This window comes from Cellulosimicrobium cellulans, from assembly GCF_006539945.1.
Lineage (GTDB): Bacteria > Actinomycetota > Actinomycetes > Actinomycetales > Cellulomonadaceae > Cellulosimicrobium > Cellulosimicrobium cellulans.
This window is the reverse complement of the sequence record NZ_BJNZ01000001.1, coordinates 170,759-193,878: the sequence shown is the minus strand read 5'-3', so window position 1 is coordinate 193,878 and position 23,120 is coordinate 170,759. Positions and strand designations below refer to the sequence as shown.

General features: G+C 74.5%; 19 protein-coding genes. 8 read left to right on the top strand and 11 right to left on the bottom strand.

All coding sequences use genetic code 11. The features are described 5' to 3' along the window. Positions 1–5: 5 nt before the first annotated feature. On the top strand, positions 6–878 hold the full coding sequence (locus tag CCE02nite_RS00825; RefSeq protein ID WP_141387259.1) for a ferredoxin reductase: 873 nt from the start codon (positions 6–8) through the stop codon (positions 876–878). A 591-nt stretch (positions 879–1,469) separates the two neighbouring features. Further along, positions 1,470–4,850 (top strand): discoidin domain-containing protein, encoded by a 3,381-nt coding sequence (locus tag CCE02nite_RS00820; RefSeq protein WP_141387257.1) that lies wholly within the window; start codon positions 1,470–1,472, stop codon positions 4,848–4,850. A 30-nt stretch (positions 4,851–4,880) separates the two neighbouring features. Here the strand turns inward: CCE02nite_RS00820 and CCE02nite_RS00815 are convergent, their stop codons facing one another. After that, positions 4,881–5,465 carry a pyridoxamine 5'-phosphate oxidase family protein gene (locus CCE02nite_RS00815; protein ID WP_141387255.1) on the bottom strand — a complete coding sequence of 195 codons (585 nt, stop codon included), beginning with the start codon at positions 5,463–5,465 and terminating at the stop codon, positions 4,881–4,883. Positions 5,466–5,535: 70 nt separating this feature from the next. Then, positions 5,536–5,994 (bottom strand): hypothetical protein, encoded by a 459-nt coding sequence (locus tag CCE02nite_RS00810; RefSeq protein ID WP_255318555.1) that lies wholly within the window; start codon positions 5,992–5,994, stop codon positions 5,536–5,538. 141 nt (positions 5,995–6,135) lie between these two features. On the opposite strand from CCE02nite_RS00810, the gene CCE02nite_RS00805 reads away from it, so the two are divergent. The 4 genes from CCE02nite_RS00805 to CCE02nite_RS00790 are packed head-to-tail and all read left to right on the top strand — an operon-like array spanning position 6,136 to position 9,905. Next, positions 6,136–7,209 carry an App1 family protein phosphatidate phosphatase gene (locus CCE02nite_RS00805; protein ID WP_141387253.1) on the top strand — a complete coding sequence of 358 codons (1,074 nt, stop codon included), beginning with the start codon at positions 6,136–6,138 and terminating at the stop codon, positions 7,207–7,209. A gap of 47 nt (positions 7,210–7,256) precedes the next feature. Then, the gene (locus CCE02nite_RS00800) at positions 7,257–7,895 is read left to right on the top strand and encodes a SigE family RNA polymerase sigma factor (protein ID WP_255318554.1); all 639 of its coding nucleotides are present in this window, start codon (positions 7,257–7,259) and stop codon (positions 7,893–7,895) included. After that, entirely contained in the window at positions 7,892–9,001 is a 1,110-nt protein-coding gene (locus CCE02nite_RS00795) for a hypothetical protein (RefSeq protein ID WP_141387251.1), read from the top strand. Before CCE02nite_RS00800 ends, CCE02nite_RS00795 begins: the two co-directional genes overlap by 4 nt. Positions 9,002–9,053: 52 nt before the next feature. Beyond that, on the top strand, positions 9,054–9,905 hold the full coding sequence (locus CCE02nite_RS00790) for a hypothetical protein (protein WP_141387249.1): 852 nt from the start codon (positions 9,054–9,056) through the stop codon (positions 9,903–9,905). A 95-nt stretch (positions 9,906–10,000) separates the two neighbouring features. Here CCE02nite_RS00790 and CCE02nite_RS00785 read toward each other — a convergent pair whose 3' ends face one another. The 4 genes from CCE02nite_RS00785 to CCE02nite_RS00770 all read right to left on the bottom strand — a co-directional run bounded on the left by CCE02nite_RS00785 (position 10,001) and on the right by CCE02nite_RS00770 (position 13,723). Further along, on the bottom strand, positions 10,001–11,158 hold the full coding sequence (locus CCE02nite_RS00785; RefSeq protein WP_218026990.1) for a hypothetical protein: 1,158 nt from the start codon (positions 11,156–11,158) through the stop codon (positions 10,001–10,003). 72 nt (positions 11,159–11,230) lie between these two features. Further along, positions 11,231–11,677 (bottom strand): DoxX family protein, encoded by a 447-nt coding sequence (locus tag CCE02nite_RS00780; RefSeq protein WP_141387247.1) that lies wholly within the window; start codon positions 11,675–11,677, stop codon positions 11,231–11,233. Between the two features lie 55 nt (positions 11,678–11,732). Beyond that, positions 11,733–12,383 (bottom strand): response regulator, encoded by a 651-nt coding sequence (locus CCE02nite_RS00775; RefSeq protein WP_141387245.1) that lies wholly within the window; start codon positions 12,381–12,383, stop codon positions 11,733–11,735. After that, positions 12,380–13,723, bottom strand: a complete 1,344-nt coding sequence (locus CCE02nite_RS00770; RefSeq protein ID WP_141387243.1) for a sensor histidine kinase — start codon at positions 13,721–13,723, stop codon at positions 12,380–12,382. Before CCE02nite_RS00770 ends, CCE02nite_RS00775 begins: the two co-directional genes overlap by 4 nt. Before the next feature lie 111 nt (positions 13,724–13,834). On the opposite strand from CCE02nite_RS00770, the gene CCE02nite_RS00765 reads away from it, so the two are divergent. Beyond that, positions 13,835–14,578 carry a ZIP family metal transporter gene (locus CCE02nite_RS00765; protein ID WP_141387241.1) on the top strand — a complete coding sequence of 248 codons (744 nt, stop codon included), beginning with the start codon at positions 13,835–13,837 and terminating at the stop codon, positions 14,576–14,578. Positions 14,579–14,581: 3 nt separating this feature from the next. On the opposite strand, the gene CCE02nite_RS00760 is transcribed toward CCE02nite_RS00765, so the two are convergent. The 4 genes from CCE02nite_RS00760 to CCE02nite_RS00745 form a co-directional block, all read right to left on the bottom strand. Further along, a complete protein-coding gene (locus CCE02nite_RS00760) occupies positions 14,582–15,226 on the bottom strand; it encodes a lysophospholipid acyltransferase family protein (RefSeq protein WP_141387239.1) in 645 nt (214 codons plus the stop codon). Positions 15,227–15,315: 89 nt separating this feature from the next. After that, entirely contained in the window at positions 15,316–16,770 is a 1,455-nt protein-coding gene (locus CCE02nite_RS00755; protein ID WP_141387237.1) for an amino acid permease, read from the bottom strand. A 220-nt stretch (positions 16,771–16,990) separates the two neighbouring features. Then, complete coding sequence (locus tag CCE02nite_RS00750; protein WP_141387235.1) at positions 16,991–18,616, bottom strand: nucleobase:cation symporter-2 family protein; 1,626 nt, start codon at positions 18,614–18,616, stop codon at positions 16,991–16,993. Between the two features lie 164 nt (positions 18,617–18,780). Next, positions 18,781–20,157: an 8-oxoguanine deaminase gene (locus CCE02nite_RS00745; RefSeq protein WP_141387233.1), complete on the bottom strand. Its 1,377-nt coding sequence runs from the start codon at positions 20,155–20,157 to the stop codon at positions 18,781–18,783. Positions 20,158–20,393: 236 nt separating this feature from the next. Between CCE02nite_RS00745 and CCE02nite_RS00740 the strand changes: the two genes are divergently transcribed. Continuing rightward, positions 20,394–21,566, top strand: coding sequence for a cation:proton antiporter (locus CCE02nite_RS00740; RefSeq protein WP_218026989.1), 1,173 nt, complete (start codon positions 20,394–20,396; stop codon positions 21,564–21,566). Positions 21,567–21,653: 87 nt separating this feature from the next. Here CCE02nite_RS00740 and CCE02nite_RS00735 read toward each other — a convergent pair whose 3' ends face one another. Beyond that, a complete protein-coding gene (locus tag CCE02nite_RS00735; protein WP_141387231.1) occupies positions 21,654–22,979 on the bottom strand; it encodes a glycoside hydrolase family 16 protein in 1,326 nt (441 codons plus the stop codon). Between the last annotated feature and the right edge of the window lie 141 nt (positions 22,980–23,120).

Here is a 23,120-nt window from a genome sequence, read left to right as displayed (position 1 = left end):
TCACGATGACCGAGGCGCCCGTCCGGCTCGGCGCCCGGTACGCGACGCCGTCGCGCTGGCAGGTCGCGACGCTCGTCGACGCGTGGGAGGAGAGCCCGTCCGCGCGGACGCTCGTCCTCGAGGTCCCCGCCTGGCCCGGTCACCTGGCCGGCCAGCACGTGGACCTGCGCCTCACCGCGCCCGACGGCTACACGGCCGAGCGCAGCTACTCGATCGGCAGCGCGGCGACGCGCGCGCCCCTGGGCGACGACCACGGCGCGGACGGCTCACCCGCCGTCGCGGCGAACGGCGGCGCGCCGAACGGCGTCGTGCACGACGGCGGCTCCCCCGCGCGCGTGGAGATCACCGTGCAGCGCGTCCCGGGTGGGGAGGTCTCGACCTACCTCACCGACGCCTTCGCGGTCGGCGACGCGATCGAGCTGCGCGGGCCGATCGGCGGCTGGTTCGTCTGGTCCCCGGAGCGCGACGCCGGGACGCCGGTCCTGCTCGCGGCCGGCGGGTCGGGCCTCGTCCCGCTCATGGCGATGCTGCGGACGCGGCGGGACGCCGGTGACAGGACGCCGTTCCGGCTCGTCTACTCGGTGCGTCGCCCCGAGGACCGGCTCTACGTCGACGACCTCGACCGGCTCGCGTCCGCGCACGACGGCCTCGACGTCCAGGTCGTCTTCACGCGCTCGACCCCGCTCGGGTCGATGCGCGGCCCCGGCCGCCTCGAGCGCCGCGACCTCGCCGCGTGGGGCTGGCCCGCCGAGATCGAGCCCGCGTGCTTCGTGTGCGGGCCGACGGGTTTCGTCGAGGCCGTCGCACGGCAGCTCGTCTCGCTCGGCCACGACCCGGCGCGGGTCAAGACCGAGCGCTTCGGCCCTGCCGCGGACTGAGGGGCGGTCCGCGCGGCCTACGCCGGCGGCGGCGGCGTCCAGCCCGAGCGGGCCCGGGCGTCGCGCTCCGCGAGCACGCTGCGGGCGGTCGCCCGGGGTGCGCGACGACCAGGGCGAGACGGAGCAGGGCGGGGTGGGTGGTGGTGCCGCGTCGTGGCGGGCCTGGCGGGAGCGACGCGAGGAACGAGCGGCGCGGATGGTAGACGCGGCACCACCACCCACCCCGACCACCCAACGCAACCACACGCCGTCGGGCCCAAGAACCACGGCTCTACCTCGCGCAACCACGGCTCTACCTCGCGGGACCAGGGTTCTACCTCGATGAACGTGGCACATCGGGTGCTTGCGACATCTCTTGACGCCTCCTTCACCCGGCAGTAGCGTTCTTGCGTGTTGATGCAAGAACTCAACACTCCGTTGTGCGGTGCGGCACAGCGGGTCCGCAATTCTCGAAGGTACTGACCCGAGCCACCCGGCCACGGCCGGACGTGCGCCGTGGCCCGTCCTCCGACCCGGGCATCCGGTCCGGTGCGGGGTCGCGCTCGGCGCGGCCTGACGCCCGTCGACGACGACGGGAGATCGAGGACATCGATGAGACATCGACCCAGCACGTCGAACCGCACACCCGCCGGGGCGCCGCTGCGCCGGCTCCGCCTCCTCGCCGCGACGGCGGGAGCGGCGGCTCTGCTCGTCCCGCTCGGCCTGACGACCACCGCGACGGCGGCGCCCACGGTGCTGTCCGCCGGGAGGTCGACGGCGGCGAGCAGCAACAACTCGCCGTACCTGTCCGGCAACCTCACGGACGGCAACCAGGGCACCTACTGGGAGTCGACCAACAGCACGTTCCCGCAGTGGGCCCAGGTCGACCTCGGCGCGGCCGCCACGGTCGAGGACCTCGTGCTCAAGCTGCCCACGGGCTGGGAGACGCGCAGCCAGACCCTCAGCGTGCAGTCGAGCACCGACGGCTCGAGCTTCTCCACGATCAAGGCGTCGCAGGCGTACGCGTTCGACCCCGCGTCGGGGAACACCGTGACGATCGACGTCCCGGACACGTCCGCCCGCTACGTGCGCGTGCAGATCACCGCGAACACGGGTTGGCCCGCGGGCCAGCTCTCCGAGCTCGAGGTGCGCGGCACGGCCGGCAGCACCGACCCGGGAGGCCCCGGCGACCCGGAGCCTCCGACCGGCACCAACCTCGCGCTGAACAAGCCGATCGAGGCGTCGTCGACGGAGTGGCAGTTCGTCGCGAAGAACGCGAACGACGACAGCACGACGACCTACTGGGAGGGCGCGGGCGGACAGTACCCGAGCACGCTCACGGTCTCGCTCGACGCCGCGGCCCAGCTCACGGACGTCGTCGTGAAGCTCCCGCCGGCATCCGTGTGGGGCCCGCGCACCCAGACCTTCGAGGTCCAGGGCCGCGCGACCGCGACCAGCACGTGGCAGACCCTCAAGGCCTCGGCGGGCTACGCGTTCTCCCCGAGCACCGGCAACACCGTGACCGTCCCCGTCACCGGCACCGCGAAGGACGTGCGGCTGCGGTTCACGGGCAACACCGGCTCCGGCAACGGCCAGGTCGCCGAGCTCCAGGTCTTCGGCACCGCCGCGCCGAACCCCGACCTCGTCGTCACGGGCGTCACCGCGACCCCCGCGTCGCCCCTGGAGTCGCAGGCGGTCACGCTGTCGGCGGTCGTGAAGAACATCGGGACGCAGTCATCCGCCGCGACCGACGTCGCCTTCACGCTGAACGGCCAGACCGTCGCGACCAAGCCGGTCGGCGGCCTCGCGGCCGGCGCCCAGGCGACCGTCACGGCCGACGTCGGCGCCCGCCCTGCCGCGAGCTACACGATCGGCGCGGTCGCCGACGCGGGCGGCACGGTCGCGGAGCAGAACGAGGGCAACAACGCCTACGTCAACCCGACCCCGCTCGTCGTCACCGCCGTCCCGAGCTCGGACCTCGTCCCGACCCTCACGTGGTCGCCGAGCAACCCCGCCGCGGGCAGCACGGTGACGTTCTCCGCGACGATCGCCAACCAGGGCAACGTCGCGACGTCGACGGCCGCCCACGGCCTCACCGTCACGGTGACGAACAAGGCGACGGGCGCCGTCGTGCGGACGCTGACCGGGTCTGCGAGCGGCGCGATCGCCGCGGGCGCGAGCAGCGCGAGCGTCAACCTCGGCACCTGGACCGCCGCGAACGGCAACTACGACGTCAAGGTCGTCGCCGCGCCGGACTCGACCGAGGCCGCCGCGAAGCAGGCCAACAACACCGCCACCCGACCGCTCTTCGTCGGGCGCGGCGCCAACCTGCCGTTCGACACGTACGAGGCGGAGGACGGCGTCACCGGCGGCGGCGCGACGGTGCTCGCGCCCAACCGTGTCGTCGGCGACCTCGCGGGCGAGGCCTCGGGCCGGCGCGCGGTGACGCTCAACCAGACCGGCGCGTACGTCGAGTGGACCACCAAGGCCCCGACGAACACCCTGCTGACCCGCTTCTCCATCCCCGACTCGGCGGGCGGCGGCGGCACGAACGCGACCCTCGCGATCTACGTCGACGGCCAGTTCCTCAAGAACATCGACCTCACCTCGCGCTACGCGTGGCTCTACGGCAACGAGACCAACCCGGGCAACCAGCCGGGCCAGGGCGCGCCGCGGCACGTCTACGACGAGGCGAGCACGCTGCTCGGCACGACCGTCCCGGCGGGCTCGACGATCCGCCTCCAGAAGACGGCGGGCAGCACGAGCCAGTACGCGATCGACTTCGTCGACCTCGAGCTCGCGACGCCGCGGGCGAACCCGAACCCCGCGCAGTACACGCAGCCCGCGGGCTTCACGCACCAGGACGTCCAGGCCGCGCTCGACCGGGTCCGCATGGACGCCACGGGCACGCTCAAGGGCGTCTACCTGACCGCGGGCGACTACCAGACGTCGAGCAAGTTCCAGGTGTACGGCAAGGGGGTCGACGTCGTCGGCGCCGGGCCGTGGTTCACGCGGTTCTTCGCGCCGCAGGGCCAGGAGAACACCGACGTCGGCTTCCGTGCCGAGGCGAGCGCGAACGGCTCGACGTTCCGCGACTTCGCGTACTTCGGGAACTACACGTCGCGCATCGACGGCCCGGGCAAGGTGTTCGACTTCGCCAACGTGAAGGACATGACCATCGACAACATCTGGGTCGAGCACATGATCTGCATGTTCTGGGCGTCCAACATGGACGACTCGGAGGTCACGAACTCGCGCATCCGCAACACGTTCGCGGACGCGATCAACATGACCAACGGCAGCGCGAACAACCACGTGCACAACAACCAGGCGCGCGGCACGGGCGACGACTCGTTCGCGCTCTTCGCGGCCACCGACAACGGCGGCAGCGGGCAGCGCGGCAACGTGTTCGAGAACCTCACGTCGACCAACACGTGGCGCGCGGCGGGCCTCGCGGTCTACGGCGGTCAGGACAACACGTTCCGCAACATCTACATCGCGGACACCCTCGTCTACTCGGGCGTCACGATCAGCTCGCTCGACTTCGGGTACCCGATGGAGGGCTTCGGCCCGGCCCCGACGGTGTTCGACGGGCTCACGGTCGTGCGCTCCGGCGGCCACTTCTGGGGCGACCAGGTGTTCGGGGCCGTGTGGATGTTCTCGGCGTCCAAGGCGTTCGGGAACATCCAGGTGAACAACCTCGACGTCATCGACCCGACGTACTCCGGGATCATGTTCCAGACGAACTACGTCGGCGGCCAGCCGCAGAACACGTTCCAGAACCCGACCTTCACCAACGTCACCATCACGGGGGCGAAGAAGAGCGGCGACCGGTACGACGCCACGTCGGGCTACGGCATCTGGGCCAACCCGATGCCGGAGGCCGGCCAGGGCCCGGCCGTCGGCACGGCGACGTTCACGAACCTCACGTTCTCCGGCAACTTCCGGGACATCGAGAACACGACGTCGACCTTCACCATCACGCGCAGCTGAGCCCGTCCCCGCCCGACGCCGCAGCCCGCCTCACGAGGCGGGCTGCGGTGCGTCCGGGGCATGCAGGTCGGGCCGCTCGTCCGACCCGAACCGCCACCGCATCGCCGCGTGCTCGGCCGTGCGCTCGTAGGCGAACACGACCTCGGGCCGTACCGCGAAGACGAGCGCCGGGTCGCCGTCGTTGACGAACGCGCCGTCCTCGACCGTGAACGACCACTCGTCGCCGTACTTGCAGCGCCACCGCTCGGCGAGGCGGTGCAGCGCGGCGTCCTCGGTGACGCGCACGGCCGTCCCCTCCACGACGACGTCGAGCGCGTCCTCGTAGACGTTCGTCCCGGTCGTGAGCACCACGTGCGCGTTCTCGGCGAGGTTGCGGGCCTTGCGCTCGTGCGGCCCCGTGGTGACGTGCAGGCAGCCGTCCGCGACGACCGTCATGAGCGGCGTGACGTGCGGGCGGCCGTCGGGCCGCACGGTCGAGATCCAGGAGATCTCGGCGCGCTCGAGCGCTCGCCGGACGGACTCCCAGGGCACCGGGCTCGCGCCCGGGGAGCTGTAGCCGGGGATCAGCGTGCCGTCCGGCGCGCCGGGCGTGCTCGTGGGGGGTGCGGTCGTCATGCGGAGTCCTCTCGTCGGCGGTCTCGTCCGTCCCTCCTGGGACCGGCGAGCGCGCCCGGACTCATCGGCCTCAGCCCAGGTCGCCCGGCCCCGCCTCGTGGCCCGCCCGGCCGGCCGTGCGGCGCTCCTGCTTCATGCGCGCCTCGAAGAGGTGCCGCACGCCGCCCGCGAGCTCGTCGCGCGCCGCGCGCTCGTGCTCGCGGAACACCGACCAGTAGCCGTCGTCGTACTCCTCGACGAGCTGGAACGTCCAGCGTCCGGGCGCGACGTTGCGCCCGACGAGGTCGGTCGCGATCCGGTCGGCGACCTCCGTGTGCCCCGCCGCCCGGAGCTTCTCGACGGCGTCGCCGAGCGCGAGGTCCGCCTCGCCGGTGAGCTGGTGGAACGTGTACAGGTGCCCGCGCGCCCGCTCGGTCGTCTCGAGCGCCTCGCTCAGCGCTCCGAGCGCCTCGACGGTCGCGTCGCTCACGCCCGGCGGGGTCGCCCGCGCGGGCAGGTCGGCAGGGTTCGGGGGCGTCTGCTGGCTCACGCGCCCACGCTAGGTTCGGGCGCACCGGCCCGCACCCCGCCAGGCCCGAGGGCCACGCGCCGAGGCCGGCCGGCACCGCGCGCGTCGGGAGGCTGTGACAGGGTTGACCAGCCACCCCCGACCGAGGACACCGCTGCGCCCATGCCCCAGACCGCACCTGTACCGACCGTCACGACCGAGGCCACCCCGAGCCAGCGACCCCACCGGGCGGCGCGGCTCGAGGACCGGTGGCGCGCCGTCGTCTCCCGCTTCCAGAAGGCGCGCGGGTGGCGCCCGCGCGTCGAGCCGTTCGCCGGGTACGGCAGCCCCCGACGCGTCCGCGTCCTGGGGCGCGTGCTCCTCGCGAGCCCCGCGTTCGACCCCGCGCTGCACGAGCGCGAGTCCGCGGACCGCCGCGGATGGCGGTACTTCTTCACGGCCCCGGCACCGCGGGAGGAGGTCCGGGTCCACGTGGGCAGCACGACGGTCGACCTCGTGTCCGACCGCGGCGGCTACCTCGACGCGACGATCGACGTCGCGCTCGCACCGGGCTGGCACGACGTGACGTTCCGCCCCTCCTCGGGCGCGGTCGCGAAGGGCCGCGTGTTCGTCGTGGCCGACGGGCGCCGGCTCGGCGTCGTGTCCGACATCGACGACACCGCGATGGTGACCGCCGTCCCCCGCCCGTTCATCGCGGCGTGGAACACGTTCGTGCGGCACTCGAGCGCGCGCGTGCCCGTGCCGGGGATGGCCGCCCTCTACCGCGGGATCGCGACGGAGCGCCCCGGCACCCCGTTCGTCTACGTCTCGACGGGCGCCTGGAACACCGCCGCGAACCTGCGCCGGTTCCTCCAGCGGCACGGGTTCCCGCCCGGCCCGCTCCTGCTCACCGACTGGGGCCCGACGAACACCGGCTGGTTCCGCAGCGGCCCCGAGCACAAGGACACGTCCCTCGACCGCCTCTTCCGCGAGCTGCCCGACGTTGACTGGCTGCTCGTCGGCGACGACGGCCAGCACGACCCCGAGATCTACGCGCGTGCCGCGCGGCGGTACCCGGACCACGTCGCGGCCGTCGCGATCCGCGAGCTGACGCCCGCGCAGCAGGTCCTCGCCCACGGCTCGCCGCTGCCCACGCCGGGCAGCCTCCCGGGCGAGGTCGGCGGCGGCGTCCCGACGGCGTTCGGCCCCGACGGCGACGCGCTCACCCGAGCCCTCGCCCGGGCCCTGCGCCGCTGACCGGTCTCCGCCCGGGTGGAACCTCTCGGTCTCCCGTTGCGTGCTGAGTGCGTGACGATGACGACGAGGGCACCCTCATGACGGCCGACGACCCGGCAGCAACGAGCATGTGGACCGACCGTGACCTGCACGTGGTCACCGGCGCGGACCACGCCGAGGAGTTCGTGTCGTTCGTCGAGGCCGCGAAGGACCCGCTCTACCGGCTCGCGTACCTCCTCTCGGGTGACCATCACCGCGCGGAGGAGCTCACGCAGCAGACCTTCGAGCGCACGTGGCGCGCGTGGGGGCGCGCGCGGCAGGGCGACCCGCTCGCCTACGCCCGCGCGATCCTCGCCAACCTGCGCGTCGACACCTGGCGGCGCACGCGCCGCGAGGTGCTCACCGGCCTCGACCACGACGCCCGACGGCACGCGCCCGACGCGACGGGCCCCGTCCACGACCGCGACGCCGTCGTGCGGGCGCTCCTCACGCTTCCCCTGCGCCAACGCCGCGTCGTCGTGCTGCGGCACCTGCTCGACCTCTCGGAGGCGGAGGTGTCGCGTGAGCTCTCCATCCCCGTCGGGACCGTGAAGTCCACCGCGTCCCGCGCCCTCGCCCGCCTGCGCACGGCACTCGCCGACGACCCCGCCGTCACCGAGACCCGCGCCCACCCGTCGACCGCCCGACTCGAAGGAGACCGATCATGACCGACCACGACGACGCGGCGTTCGCCGCCGGGCTGCGCGCCGCCGTCGCGCCCGACCACCTGCACTCCACGCTCGACGCCCACCGTGTCCTGACCTCGTCGCGCCGCGCGCAGCGCCGCCGCCGGACGGCGGCGCTCTCCGCGACCGCCGGCTGTGCCGCAGCGGTCGGGCTGCTCACGGGGCCGCTCTCCCCCCGGACGGGTGCCGACGACGCGCCTTCGGCCGCGGCGTCGGGCAGCACCGGCGCGGCGGGGGTGGTCGAGGTCGCCCCGGGCGTCACCGCGGCCGCGGACCCGCGCGTCCACGACCGGGCGGGCGGCGGGGTCGTCGTGGACCTGGGCCTGCCGACCTGGGAGCCCGGGACGCGGTTCCTCCTCACGGTCGAGCCGGGTGCCGTCGACCTGCCGCTGCGGGTCTGGGCCGGCGACGACGCCGACCTCGAGACCTTGCTGTCCGGTGCCGAGCTGCCCGAGGGTCCCGTGGTCGAGTCGCGAGGTGACCTCGCCCTCGTGACCGGCCCGGACGGCAGCGACCAGCTCGCCGCCGGACTCGTGTCGAACCCAGGCACGACCGAGAACCCGACGGTCGCGACCGTCGTGGCACGAGAGACGTTGCGCGGCCCGGAGGGCGAGGCGCGCGTGACCCTCGACCTACCCGTCTCGCCGCTCGCCGCCGGGTCATGGGGCGGCATCTTCGCGATGCGGGTCGCCGCGGACGCACGGACCGATCTCCCCGCTCCGGCCGTCCGCGGGGTCTTCGTGCGCGACGAGTACGGCAGGAACGCCGGGTACGGCGGCTGCGACACCGACCCCGACCCCGAGGCGTGCGCGACGGTCTGGGACGCGGCCGAGGGCTCTCGGGCGGCCGTGACGCGCAGCAGCGCGCTGTCCGCGGACGACGCCGCCCTCCAGGCCTTCGCCGACGACTACGTGGCGAACGACATCTGGGCCAGCCCGGGTGACTTCGTCGCCACCTGCCGGGACGAGCGACGTGCGCTCGACGCGGCGAGGGGCATCACCCGGGACGACGAGGACGACCTGACGTGGCAGTGCGAGGCGGACGACATGGTCGACTGGCTCCGCTGGACGGACGCGCCGACCCCGTGACCCTCCGGCGCGCCGGGGTGCCGCGCGTCGTCGCGGGTGATTGCCTGAGGGAATGACGACGCCCGAGCTGCCCTTCCCCACGCCCGACCCCGAGCCCGAGCGGCCGCGGCGGACCTGGCCGTGGGTCGTGCTCACGATCGTCGCGGTGGTGGTGATCGGCGTCGTCGTGTGGCTCGTCAACCGCCCGACGGACGACGCGCCCGCGGCGGAGACCCCGACGGCGACGGAGTCCCCGAACCCGTCGCCGACGGACACGGGCACGCCGACCGACGACACGTCGACGCCCGCCGCCGAGGGGTGCCCCGCGGCGGGCGACGGCGTCCCCGCGGGGGCGGGCACGCACGAGATCGTCGACGTGGACGGCGACGGCCGCCCGGACACCGCGTGGCTGACCGGCGGCGCGGACCGCGCGTTCGGGATCACGACCGCGTCGGGCGCGACGTTCTCCGCCCCGATCGAGTCCGCGAGCCCGGTCGCGGCGAGCGCGATCGTCCAGCTCGTCGCCGCGGGCGACGCCACCGCGCCGATCGCGCTCGTCGACACGGGCCGTGAGGTCCTGCTGTTCTCCGCCGCCGACTGCGCCGTGACCCCGACGCAGAACCCCCAGGGCGAGCAGTACACGTTCGACAAGGGCTTCACCGGGTTCGGCACGGGCGTCGGCTGCACCGAGGTCGACGGGGAGCTGCGCCTCGCGGGTCTGAACGCCGTGTCCGACGACGGGACGACCTTCACCGTGTCCCGCACCTTCGTCGACCTCGACGCGGGCGCGCAGACGGCGACGAACGGCGAGGAGGAGACGGTCGCGCAGGACGCCGCCGCGGACAACCCGGTCGTCACGACGGCCCAGGAGACCACCTGCGGCGACCTGATCGCCGGCCAAGACGGCCCGGAAGCACCCCAATAGCCCGCCGAGCACGACATGAGGGTCGTTATCCGTCGGATAACGACCCTCATGTCGTGCTCGACCGCGTGCGGTGTCGTGCTCGACCGCGTGCGGTGTCACCCGCGGGCGCAGGTGCGGCACGTGGCGCGGCGGCGGAGCCAGTAGGCGTAGGTCGCCGCACCCAGGGCGAGGGACCACACCGGCCACAGGAGCGTCGGTCCGACGGCGCCCCACGAGTCCGCGGTCAGGGCCAGCCGGCTCTCGCCGAACCCGAGGACGATGAGCGAGAGCCCCGCGGGGAGCACCGCGACCGCGACGATCGTGGCGGGGACGACCGCCAGCCCGACCGGGACCCTGCGGCCCGCGAGCCCGACCGTCCACCGGGGGAAGACCTCGCCCCAGCGCTGGAACAGGCCGAGCGTGAGCACCGCGCCGACGAGCGCGAAGCCGCCCAGCCCGAGCGCGGCGACCCAGCCGTCGTCCCCGGCGAGCTGCGCGACGTCGTCGGGCGAGAAGCCGAGCGGGATGCCGAGGACCCAGGCGATGCGGGTCACCGCGTAGAACGTCGGGATCGCGGCGGCGACGAGCGCGGCCGTCCGGCCCCAGCGCGCCGCGGCGGCGGGCGTCGTCCAGGCGGGGTCGTGGCCGTCGTGCCGCCGCCCGCACGACGCGCACGCCCCGACCCCGCGGCGCACGAACCGCCATGTCGAGGCGACGAGCAGGGCGCCGCCGGCCAGGAGCGCGAGCTGGGTGAGCGGGCCGGGGCCCAGGAAGTCCTCGAACGCCGCCCGGATCACGGGGTCGAACGGTGCCATGACGAGCGTGACCGGCAGGTACCCCAGCCGCGCCAGGATCGACGCGTCGGTGAGGGCGAGCACCCCGGCCGAGACGACCGCGGTCGCCGCGACGGTCAGCGCGCGGTCGGCCCGGGCGACGGGGCCGTGCCGGCCCCCGAGCCACGCCCGCAGCGCGGTCGCGGCGCCGACGAGCGCGAGGACCGCGACCCAGGGCGTGAGCGTCGCGCCCGCGACCCCGCTCAGGGCGCCGAACGACAGGTCGTTCGCGTCGCCCACCGCGAGCGTGCCACCGGCCAGGGTCACGACGAGGGCCGCGACTCCCCCGACCGCCCACCACGCCGCGGCCGTGGGGGCGATCCACCGACCACGGGTGGCATGCGCCCCGGGACCGGGCGGCGCTCCGGCGAGGGACCCGACGGCGACCGTGCGCGGGCCGGAAGGTGCGGTAGCGGACGGGGGCGGGGTTCGTGTGCTCATGACTCGACCCTCGCGCCCGCCGTCGCGCGCCGGATCCCCCGCGGCGACGACGTCGCTCCCCCGCGCGGGGGATCAGTCGCGCGCGGGCCCGCGGCGCAGCGCCCGGAGCGCGCCCGTGGACCACAGCGCCCACGCCACGAGGACGGGCTGGAAGAACAGGCGCACGAACCGCTTGGCGTCGGTGTCGAGGCCGAACCCGTCCTTGCCCTCGAGCCACTGGCCCACGTTGCCCGGGAAGATCACGACGAAGAACGCGGCGGCCAGCAGGCCGACCGCGACCCGCCACCGGGACAGCACGACGAGCGACCCGCCGAGCGCGATCTCGACGGCTCCCGAGGCGAGGACCGTCACGTCCTCGTCGACCGGGAACCAGGACGGCACCTGGGCCTGGAACTCCTCCCTCGCGACCGTGAGGTGGCTGATGCCCGCACCCACGAGGGCGAGCCCGAGGGCGACGCGGGCGAGCGTCGCGACGGGCGGGACGGGCGGTGCGGGGCGGGCGAGCACGGAGAGGTCCATGGCGCGATGGTCGCACCGGCCCGGGGCACCCGCACCGCTACGTGCCGGCCCGCCGTCAGCCGGCTCGCACGAACCCGGACTCGTAGGCGCGCACGACGGCCTGGGTGCGGTCGCGTACGCCGAGCTTGGCGAGCACGTTGCCCACGTGCGTGCGCACCGTCTCGACGCCGAGGTAGAGCTCGCCCGCGATCTCCGCGTTCGACAACCCCTGCGCGACGAGCCGCAGCACCTCGCCCTCGCGCTCGGTGAGGTGCGCGGCGCGCAGCTCGTCGCCCGCGGGCGGACGCGCCGTCGCGAGGCGCCGCACCGCGTCCGGGAACAGGAGCGACTCGCCGCGCGCCACGACCCGCACGGCCTGCGCGACCTCCTCGGGCCGCGCGCGCTTGAGCAGGAACCCGTGCGCGCCCGCCCGCAGCGCGTCGAGCACGTGGTCGTCGTTCTCGAACGTCGTGAGGACGAGCACGCGCGGTGCGTCGTCGCGCGCGAGGAGGGCGCGCGTCGCCGCGATGCCGTCGACGCGCGGCATGCGCACGTCCATGAGCACGACGTCGGGGCGCGCCCGCGCGACGACCCCCGGCACCTCCGCGCCGTCCCCCGCCTCGCCGACGACCTCGAGGTCCGGCTCCGCGCCGAGGATGACGCGCAGCCCCGCGCGCACCAAGGGTTCGTCGTCCACGAGCACCACGCGCGTCGTCCCGTCGGTCATCCGCCCGATCCTGCCAGCGGGAACGTCGCGCGCACGACCCACGCGCCGCCGTCGGGCACGGGGCCCGCCGACACCTCTCCGCGCAGCAGGTGGGCCCGCTCCCGCATGCCCGCGAGGCCGCGACCCTCACGGCCGGGACCCTCGGGTGCCCGACGACGCGTGCCCGGCCCGAGCGGGTTGCGCACCTCGACGACGAGCGCGCCGACCGGACCCCGCGCCACAGCGACGGCGACCGGCGCGCCCGGGGCGTGGCGGAGCGCGTTCGTGAGCGCCTCCTGGACCACCCGGTACGCCTCCTGGGACACCGCGCGCGGCACGTCCGGCAGCATGGCGTCGTCCCGCGCGAGGTGCACGTCGACGCCCGTGCGGCGTGCGTCGTCGAGCAGGGCGTCGAGGTCGGCGAGCGTGCGCGCCGGGCTGCGCGCGGGTGCGCGCGGTCGGCCCGCCTCGGCCGGTGACGTCTCCGCGCGGAGCAGCCCGAGGACGTGGTCGAGGTCCGCCATCGCGGTGCGGCCCGTCTCCTCGATCGCGGCGAGCGCGGCGCGTGCGGCGGCGGGGTCGGAGTCGAGGAGGCGGGCGGCAGCGGCGGCCTGGAGGGTCGTGACGGTCAGGGCGTGCCCCACCGAGTCGTGGAGCTCGCGCGCGAGCCGGCCCCGCTCGGCGTCGCGGTCGGCCGCGGCCTCGAGCTCGGCGATGCGCTCCGACTGGTCGGGCCCGAGGAGCGGGAGGGCCGCCTGGCGCAGCACCGCGCGCGCGAGCGCGACCGCGTACGGGACCGCGAGGAGCGCGAGCACCGCGGTGACCAGCCACGTCCACGCGGGCAGCGCCTCCCACGGCCGCCAGTCCGTGAGGAGCACCGGCTCGACCCCGGTCGCGGAGAGGGCCAGCTGCGTCGCGACCGGGACGAGGAACAGCACCACGACGAGCACCGCGGCGCCGAGGGCGAGGTGCAGCCCGTACCAGGCGGCGGCGCGCCAGCGCGTGGCCGCGCCGGGCGGGTTCGCCCCGGGCGCGGGCAGAGGCACGTCGACGTCGAGGAACGTCCGCACGGCCGCGATCTCGAGCGCGCGGACCGGGGCGAGGAACGGCGGCGTGGCCACGAGGACCGCGGAGACGAGCGCGAGCACGAGGGTCGCGACGCGCGGCGTCTCCAACGAGGCGAACATCTGCACGAATCCCGCGACCAGGGTCACGTACGCGCCGGCCACCACGCCCCCGACCACGAGGTACACCCCGGCCCGCACGGTGGCCGCGCTGCGCAGCGGTGCGACGACCCCCACCCACGCACCCCGCCGCGGCGTGCTCGCCGGGCGGGCCGGGCGGGCGTCGTCGGGCGTCATGGCCCCAGTCTCGCGGGACCGGGCAGGGCGCGCCTCCCCCGGCCGGGGGAACCACGCGGGCCGACCGCCCGTCCCCGCGCGGTCCCGCCCGGCCGCTGGTCCAATGGGCCCATGATCGGCTTCTGGTGGGGCCTCGTCGGCGCGTCCTCGCTGCTCCTCGGCGCCGCGCTGGTCTTCTGGCGGCCGCCGGGCCAGCGGCTCGTCGGGCTCGTCATGGCGTTCGGCTCGGGCGTCCTCATCAGCGCGGTCGCGTACGACCTCGTGGAGGACGCGTCCACGCACGCGAACGGCCTGGTACTGCTCGCGGGCCTCGCGGGCGGGGCGCTGACGTTCTTCGTCGGGGACCGGATCATCGACCGGATGGGCGGCGAGGGCCGCAAGCGGTCCACGGGCGTGCAGGCGGAGTCCGTCCAGGCGGCGGGCGGGACCGGCGGTGCCGCGATCGCGCTCGGCACGGTGCTCGACGGCATCCCCGAGTCGGTCGTGCTCGGCGCGACCCTCATCGGGGGCGGCGGGGTCAGCGTCGCGATGCTCGCCGCCGTGTTCGTCTCGAACCTGCCCGAGGCGATGTCCGCGACGTCCGGGCTGCTCAAGGCGGGCACGAAGCCGTCGCGACTCTGGGTGCTGTGGGGGTCGACGACTCTCGTCTCGGCGCTCGCGGCCGGGATCGGCTACATCGCGCTCGACGGCGCGTCGCCCGCGGTCGTGGCGATCACGCAGGCGTTCGCCGCGGGGGCGCTCCTCACCATGCTCGTCGACACGATGATCCCGGAGGCCACGGAGTTCGGCGGCCCGGTCACCGGGCTCGTCACGGTGCTGGGCTTCGCGACGGCGTTCGGGCTGAGCTCGCTCTGAGCGTCAGGCCGCGAGGTCCTGGCCGCTCAGGCGGTGGATCGACGCCATGACCTCGTCCGTGAGCTCGCGCCGCGCCTGCGCGGGCTTGGTGCCCGCGGTGATCTGGCGCTGCGGGTCGATGGGCTTGCCGAAGTGCACCTCGACGCGGTGCAGGCGCGGGATCCGCTTGCCGATGGGCTGGACCTTGTCCGTGCCGCGCACGGCGACGGGGACGACCGGGGCGTGCCCGGCGAGCGCGAGCCACGCCACGCCGGTGCGGCCCGCGTGCAGCTTGCCGTCCCGCGAGCGCGTGCCCTCGGGGTAGATGCCGAACGCGCCGCCGCGCTGGAGCACTTCGAGGGCGTCCTCGAGCGAGCGCTGCCCGGCGCGCGGGTCGTCGCGCTGGACGGGGATCATGCCGATCGTCGTGAAGAACCAGCGCGACAGGCGGCCCTTGAGCCCGCGGCCGGTGAAGTACTCGGCCTTGGCGAGGAACGTGACGTGCCGCGGCGCGACGATCGGGATGAGGATCGAGTCGATGAACGACAGGTGGTTGCTCGCGAGGATCACCGCCCCGTTGCGCGGGATGTTGTTGCGTCCGGTCACCTGTGGCCGCAGCAGCACGTAGGCGAGCAGCGACAGGATGAGCCTCAGGACGCGATAGGTCATTCGTTCATTGTGCACTCTCGTCGGCGCACGTCCGTGCACGCGGCGTTCGTCCCCGGTGTCCCCGCAGGTCGTCCGGCGTCACCCCCGGTTCACGCGTCCCGGCGTGCCTCCGCCGACGCGACGCGCCGGGCGCGGCCGCGGCGCGTCAGCACGTAGAGGGCCAGGATGACGACCACGAGCCCGACGGTGGACAGGAGCTGGGCGCGCGCGACGTCGTCGGTCAGCATGAGGACGGCCAGCGCCGCGAGACCTGCGAGCACGGCCCACGTGAGCCACGGGAAGCCCCACATGCGCAGCGTCATCGGCTCGCCCGACGCGCGCGCCTGCGCCTCGATCCGGCGGCGCAGCCGGAGCTGCGACACCGCCACGAGCACCCACACGACCAGCAGCGCCGCGCCCACCGCGTTGAGGAGGATGCCGAGCAGCGCCTCGGGCAGGAGCCGGTTGAGCCCCACGGCCACGAGCGCGAAGAACACCGAGACGAGCACCGAGACCCACGGCACGTCACGCCGGGACACGCGCCGCAGCGCCCGCGGCCCGTCACCGCGCCCGGCCAGCGAGTACGCCATGCGCGACGTCCCGTAGACGTTCGCGTTGAACGCCGACAAGAGCGCGATCACCACGACGACCTCCATGACGCGCGCCGCCCCCTGGAGCCCGGCGAGGTCGAGCACCGCGACGAACGGGCTCTCCGCGAGCAGCGGTGAGTCCCAGGGCAGGACGAGCACCATGATCGCGACCGAGCCCAGGTAGAACACGAGGATCCGCCACACGATGCTGCGGGTCGCGCGCGCGACGGCGGTACGCGGCTCGCGCGCCTCCGCCGCGGCGATCGTGACGATCTCGATGCCGCCGAACGCGAAGACGACGACGAGCAGCCCCGCGGCGATCCCGCCCCAGCCCTCGGGCGCGAAGCCGCCGTGGCCCAGGAGGTTCGACGTGCCGACGGGATCGGTCCCGGGCAGCAGCCCGAGGACCAGCAGGACGCCGACGACGAGGAAGCCGACGATCGCCGCGACCTTGACGAACGCGAACCAGAACTCCAGCTCGCCGAACTGCCGCACGCCCCACAGGTTGACCACCGCGAACACGACGACCACGACGAGCGCGACGCCCCACTGCGGCACGTCCGGGTACCAGCCGGTGACGATGCGCGCGGCGCCGGTGATCTCCGCGCCGAGGACCATCACCAGCATGAACCAGTAGAGCCAGCCCAGCAGGAACCCGGCCCACGGGCCGAGCGCCTCCTCCGCGTAGACGGAGAACGACCCGCTCGCGGGCCGCGCGCTCGCCATCTCGGCGAGCATCCGCATGACGAGGATGACGACGACGCCCGCGATCGCGTACGACACGAGCACGGCCGGTCCGGCGGTCGCGATCCCGACGCCCGAGCCGAGGAACAGGCCCGCCCCGATCGCGGAGCCGAGCCCCATCATCGTCAGGTGCCGCGTCCGCAGCCCGTGCCCGAGGTGATCGGGTCCAGGGGTGTCGGCCGACGTCCGGCTCGCGGTGGGTGCCGTGGGTACGGGCGTGGGGGTGCTCATGGTGCGGTCCTGCGGTCGGGTCCCGGTCGCCGTGCTCGACGCCGGCCCACGACGCTACACGGCCCGACGCCGTCCTCCGCCCGCGGCCCCGACCAGGGGGTCCCGCCGGTCCCGGGACGCTCCGCCCCGTCGGTCGCTCCGGGCACGACGGCGCCCCGCACCGAGGGCGAAGGGGTCGCTCGGGTGCGGGGCGGCGTCGGGCACGACGCTGTGCCTGCTGCTACGGAGTCGCCGTCCGCGGGAGCGGTGCGACCGCGCGGTGCCGGGGCGCCGTGCTCTCGTCGTCGGCCGCACCGTCCGTCGAGGCCGGGTCCGGCGCGAGGGCGGACGTCCCCTCGACCCGCGGGGCGCTCGGTGCCGGGTCGTCCACGGGTGCGGCGTCCGCGCCGACCGGGCGGCGCGTCGAGCCGTTGATGACGCCGTCGTCCTCGAGGTCGTCGAGGTCGTCCTCGTCCACCGCGCTCGCCCCGTGCTCGGCGCCCGCGGCGAACACGGACGGGTCGGGCGGGTTGCCGAGCTTGACGTGGTTGAACAGCAGGTTGAGCAGGATCGCCATGACCGCGGCGGAGCTGATGCCCGAGTGGAAGATGATGCCGAACCACGTGGGGAACTGGTCGTAGAAGTCGGGCTTGGCGATGGGGATCATGCCGAACGAGATCGACGCCGCCACGATGATGAGGTTCATCGGCCGGGAGTAGTCGACCTTCGCGAGCGTGCGGATGCCGGATGCCGCGACGGAGCCGAACAGCACGACGCCCGCACCGCCGAGGACCGGCGTCGGGACCGCGGCCACGACACGCCCCAGGACCGGCAGCAGGCCGAGGACCACGAGGATCGCGCCGCCCGCCGCGACGACGAACCGGGACTTCACGCCCGTGATGGCCACGAGGCCGACGTTCTGCGCGAACGCCGACTGCGTGAACGAGCCGAAGAACGGCGAGACGACGGACGACGCCATGTCGGCGCGCAGGCCGTTCGCGATGCGCTTGCGGTCCACCTTGGTGCCGACGATCTCGCCCACGGCGATGATGTCCGCCGTCGTCTCGGTGAGCGTCACGAGGATGACGATGAGCATCGAGATGATCGCGGCGATCTCGAACGTCGGGGCGCCGAAGCCGAGGAACGACGGGAACGCGGCGACCGGGCCGTCACCGACGCCGGAGAAGTCCGCCTTGCCGAGCGCGAGGGCGATGAGCGTGCCGACGACGATCGCGATGAGGATGGACAGGCGCGAGATCGTGCCGCTGCCCACCTTCGACAGCAGGATGACGATCGCGAACGTCAGCGCGGCGAGACCGATGTTGCTCACCGAGCCGTAGTCGGGCGCGCTCGCGTTGCCGCCCATCGCCCAGTTCGCCGCGACGGGCATGAGCGTCAGGCCGATCGTCGTGATGACGACGCCCGTGACGACCGGGGGGAAGAACCGGATGATCTGCGCGAAGAACGGCGTGATGAGCAGGCCGACCGCCGACGCGACGAGCACCGCGCCCAGCACCCCCGGGATCCCGCCCCCGCCGTTGACGATCGCGACCATCGTCGACACGCCCGCGAACGACACGCCCTGCACGAGCGGGAGCTGCGAGCCGAAGAACGGGATGCCGAGCGTCTGGAGGATCGTCGCGAGACCGCCCATGAAGAGGGACGCCGCGACGAGCGTCCCGATCTCGGCCCCGGTCAGCCCGGCGGCGCCGCCCACGATGAGGGGCGGGGCGATGATGCCGCCGTACATCGTCAGCACGTGCTGGAACCCGTACCCGAACGTCGACCCGATGGGCAGCCGCTCGTCCTCGGGGCGTCCCGGACGGCGTTCGGCGCCGTCCGTGGCCCTCGTGGCTCGCGCGTTCATAGCGGACCTCCTCGTCAGCTATCGTTCCGCTTGGCGGAAAACTACTTCCACTATTCGAACGCCAAGTGTGACCCGTGTCAAGTCCCGTCCGGCAACTCGCACGTGGCCTGCGGCCACGGGCCCCGGCCCCGGGCCGGCGCCCGGGCCGTCCCCGCCGGCGCCCGTCAGCCCGCGACGAGACGGCGGGCCGCGGCCGAGTGCTCGGCGACCAGGGCGTCGAGGTCGAGGGTCGGGATCGCGCCGTCGACCACACGCCACTCACCGCCCACCATGACGCGGTCCGCGCGGTCTGCCCCGCACAGCAGGAGCGCGGCGACCGGGTCGTGCGAGCCGGAGAAGCGCAGCGCGTCGAGGCGCCACAGCGCGAGGTCCGCCTGCTTGCCGACGGCGAGCACGCCGACGTCGTCCCGGCCCAGGACGCGCGCCGACCCGCGCGTGCCCCAGCCGAGCGCGCGGGTCACGGGGATGTCGGCGCCGTACCTGAGGCGCTGGAGGTAGAGCGCCTGGCGTGCCTCGAGGATCATCGTCGACGCGTCGTTCGACGCCGAGCCGTCGACCCCGAGCCCGACGGGCGCGCCCGCGTCCTCGAGCTCCACGGCCCGCGCGATCCCGGACGCGAGGCGCATGTTCGACGTCGGGCAGTGCGCGACGCCGGTGCCCGCGGCCCCGAGGCGGCGCACCTCCTCGTCGTCGAGGTGGATGCCGTGGCCGAGCCACGCGCGGTCCGTGAGCCAGCCGACCGACTCGAGGTAGTCGACCGTGCGCATCCCGAAGCGCTCGCGGCAGAAGTCCTCCTCGTCGATCGTCTCGGCGAGGTGCGTGTGCAGGCGGACGTCGAGGTCCTCCGCGAGCGCCGCGCTCTCGCGCATCGCGTCGGTCGTCACCGAGAACGGCGAGCACGGCGCGAGCGCGATCTGGACCTGCGCCCCGGCGTCCCGCTCGTGATAGCGCTCCACGAGGCGCTGCGAGTCGGCGAGGATCACGTCCAGGCTCTGCACGACCGACTGCGGTGGCAGGCCGCCGTCGTCCTGGCCGAGCGTCATGGACCCGCGCGTGAGCGTGGCGCGCATCCCGAGCCGCCGGACCGCCGTGACCTGGAGGTCGATCGCGTCGTCGAGGCCGGCCGGGAAGACGTAGTGGTGGTCGGCCGCCGTCGTGCAGCCGGAGAGCAGCAGCTCGGCGAGCGCGACCGTCGTCGCGAGCTCGTGGTCGCGCGGGGTCAGGCGCGCCCACACCGGGTAGAGGCGCTGGAGCCAGGGGAAGAGCGGAGCGTCGGCCACTGGCCCCCAGGCGCGCGTGAGCGTCTGGTAGAAGTGGTGGTGCGTGTTGATCAGCCCGGGCGTGAGCACGTGCTGCGAGGCGTCGAACGTCGCGTCGACCGGGGCGGACGGCTGCGCGCCCGCCGCCACGACCTCGGCGATCACCCCGTCCTCGACGACGACCCCGCCGCGCGCGTCGGGCGCGTCCGGGGAGTCGTCCGCGGTGAAGACGCCGAGCGGGTCGCGGATCCAGGTGCGGGTGCCGGCCGAAGGGGTGGTCATGGTGCCTCCTGGTGGCTCGTGCTCACCGAGGCGCGGCTCCGGCGCCACGGTGCGCCGGCTCAGTGGTCCTGTCTGCCGATCCAGGTGCCGCGGGACCCGCGGCTGGGCCGACCGTAGGCCCGGCCGCGACGGACCGTCAACCCCGGCGGACGACGACGCGGGCCTCCCCCCGCGCGCGACCTGCGGCGCTGCGGGATCCTGGGACCCGCCGCCCGCCGACACCCGGAGACCCGCCCGTGAACGTCTACGCCCCCCTCGTGCCGGTGTTCGTCGTCGCGCTGCTCGCTCCGCTGCTCGCGGGCCTCATGCCGGTGCGCTCGCGCGTGCCGCAGGTCGTCGTGCTGCTGCTCGGCGGCATCCTCATCGGGCCGTCCGCGCTCGACCTCGCGACGCCCGCCGACGTCACCCTCCTGTCCGACCTCGGCATGGGCTTCCTCTTCCTCCTCGCCGGGTACGAGCTCGAGCCGAACCTCCTGCGGGAGCGCGTCGGGCGACGCGCCGGGGCGGCGTGGCTGACGTCGCTCGTCGTCGGCGCGGTGCTGGTCCTCGTGGTCGTGGGCGACGGCACCCCGCACCGGGTCGCGGCCGGGGCGATCGCGCTCACGACCACCGCGCTGGGCGTCGTGCTCCCGATCCTGCGCGACGGCGGTCAGCTCGGGTCGCGGCTCGGGCGCACCGTGCTCGTGGTCGGGGCGGTGGGCGAGCTCGGGCCGATCGTCGCGATGGCGGTGCTGCTCGGCGCGCGCGAGAGCGGCGTCGCGGCGATCCTGCTCGTCCTGTTCGCCGTCGTCGCGATCGCGCTGTCCGCGCTGCCGGGCCGGCTGGGGCGCCTCAAGGCGCTCGGCGGCGACCGCCTCTTCAGCGCCGCGGAGCACGGGACGGGCCAGAGCACGCTGCGCCTCACGGTGCTGCTGCTCGTCGCGCTGCTCGCGCTCGCTGCCGGGCTCGGGTTCGACGCGGTGCTGGGCGCGTTCGTCGGCGGGATGGTGCTGCGGCGCTGGGCGCCCGGCGACGTCGAGGCGCTGGAGAAGAAGCTCGACGCGGTCGCGTGGGGCGTGTTCGTGCCCGTGTTCTTCGTCAGCTCCGGGATGGGCCTGGACATCGACTCCATCGTCGCGTCGCCGCTGCTGCCGCTGACGTTCTTCGCGCTCATGGTGGTCGTGCGGGGCGGGCCGGTGCTCCTGTGGTTCCGACGCGAGCTGCCGTCGGTCGAGCGGGTCCAGACCGCGCTCTACGCCGCGACCGCGCTGCCGCTGCTCGTCGCGCTCACGGAGATCGCGGTCGAGCAGGGTGCGATGACGTCGCGCGTCGGCGCGGCGCTCGTGGGCGCCGGCGTGCTCTCGGTGATCGTGCTCCCGATGGTCGCGAGCCGCCTGGACCCACGCCCCACGCCACCGGGCGCCCGTTGACCCCGGGCGAGCGATGCGTCCGCGCGCGAGAGATGCGTCCGGGGACGCAGCGCTCGCACACGGACGCATCGCTCGGCTGCGGACGGGTCAGAAGGTCCACTGCTGGTTGGTCGACCCGTGGCAGTCCCAGATCACGAACCGCTGGCCCTCGTAGAGCGGGTTGCCGCCCTCGGCGTCCAGGCATCTGCCCGACTGCGGGTTGCGCAGCGTCTTGGACCCCGCGTCGTAGGACCACCTCTGGGCGCCCGTGCCGTTGCAGGTCCAGAGCTGGACCGCCGTCCCGTTGGCGGTGCCGCTGCCGCTCACGTCGAGACACTTGCCGAGCGCCCTGACCGTCCCGTCGCTCCCCCGCGTCCACGACTGGGCGACGTTGCCGTTGCACGGGACGATCTGCACGCGGTTGCCGTCGTGCGTCTGGCCCCACGGGACGTCGAGGCAGTACCCGTTCGCGATCCGGATCGTCCCGGTCCCGGTCGGGAGGCTGCCGCCGGGGTTCGACGGGTTCGAGGTCCCCGAGCCGTTGTCGTAGACCCGCACGTAGTCCACCTTCATCTGCTGGGGGAGCTGGGTCGTGCCGTCGGGGTACCCGGGCCACTGTCCGCCGACCGCGACGTTGAGGATGAGGAAGAACGGCTGGTCGAACACCCACGCGTTCGCGCCGACGCTCGCGCGTGTGACGCGGTGGAACTGCTGGCCGTCGACGAACCACGTGATCTCGCCGGGCTTCCAGTCGACGGCGAAGGTGTGGAAGTCGTCCGCGAACGACCAGCCCTGCGGGTGCTGGTACATGCCCGTGATGCCGGCGCCTCCGGAGTACCCCGGCCCGTGCACCGTGCCGTGCACGCGGTGCGGCTCGAAGCCGACGTTCTCCATGACGTCGATCTCGCCCGACGACGGCCACGGCGTGCCGGGGAAGCTCCCGCCGAGCATCCAGAACGCCGGCCAGATGCCCTGGCCGCGCGGGATCTGGATGCGCGCCTCGACGCGCCCGTACTGCGGCTGGTACTTGCCCTGGGTCGTCATGCGCGCGGACGTGTACGACCCGTCGCCCTCGCGGCGCGCGGTGATGACGAGGTTGCCCTGGCCGTCGAGCGCGGAGTTCGCGCGCGAGGCCGTGTAGTTCTGGAGCTCGGCGTTGCCCCACCCGTGCGCGCCGGTCTCGTGGTTCCAGCGGGCGGAGCTCGGGGCCGAGCCGGCGGCGCCGTCGAACTCGTCCGACCAGAGGATGTCGCCCGGCGCGGCGACGGCCGACGTCGCCGGGACGGTCACGGCGAGCGCCGCCGCAGCGGCCGTGAGCGCGGCGACGACGGCGCCCGCGACCCGGCGGCGCGTGCCGACGGCGGTGCGGACCCGGGTCCTGGGTAGGGCGCCGGGTGGGGTGGTGGGCAGGGAGCGCTGACGTGCGAGGTCCATCGATCCTCCAGTCCGGCGGCGGTGCCGCCTGCGTCTCGCCACGGTGCGCGACGTGCTCTCGGCGCGACTCTGCACCGGGCGGGGGCCGTTCCTCGGCCCTCCGTCCGCGAACCTACGGGGGAGGGACGACGCCGAGCAAGC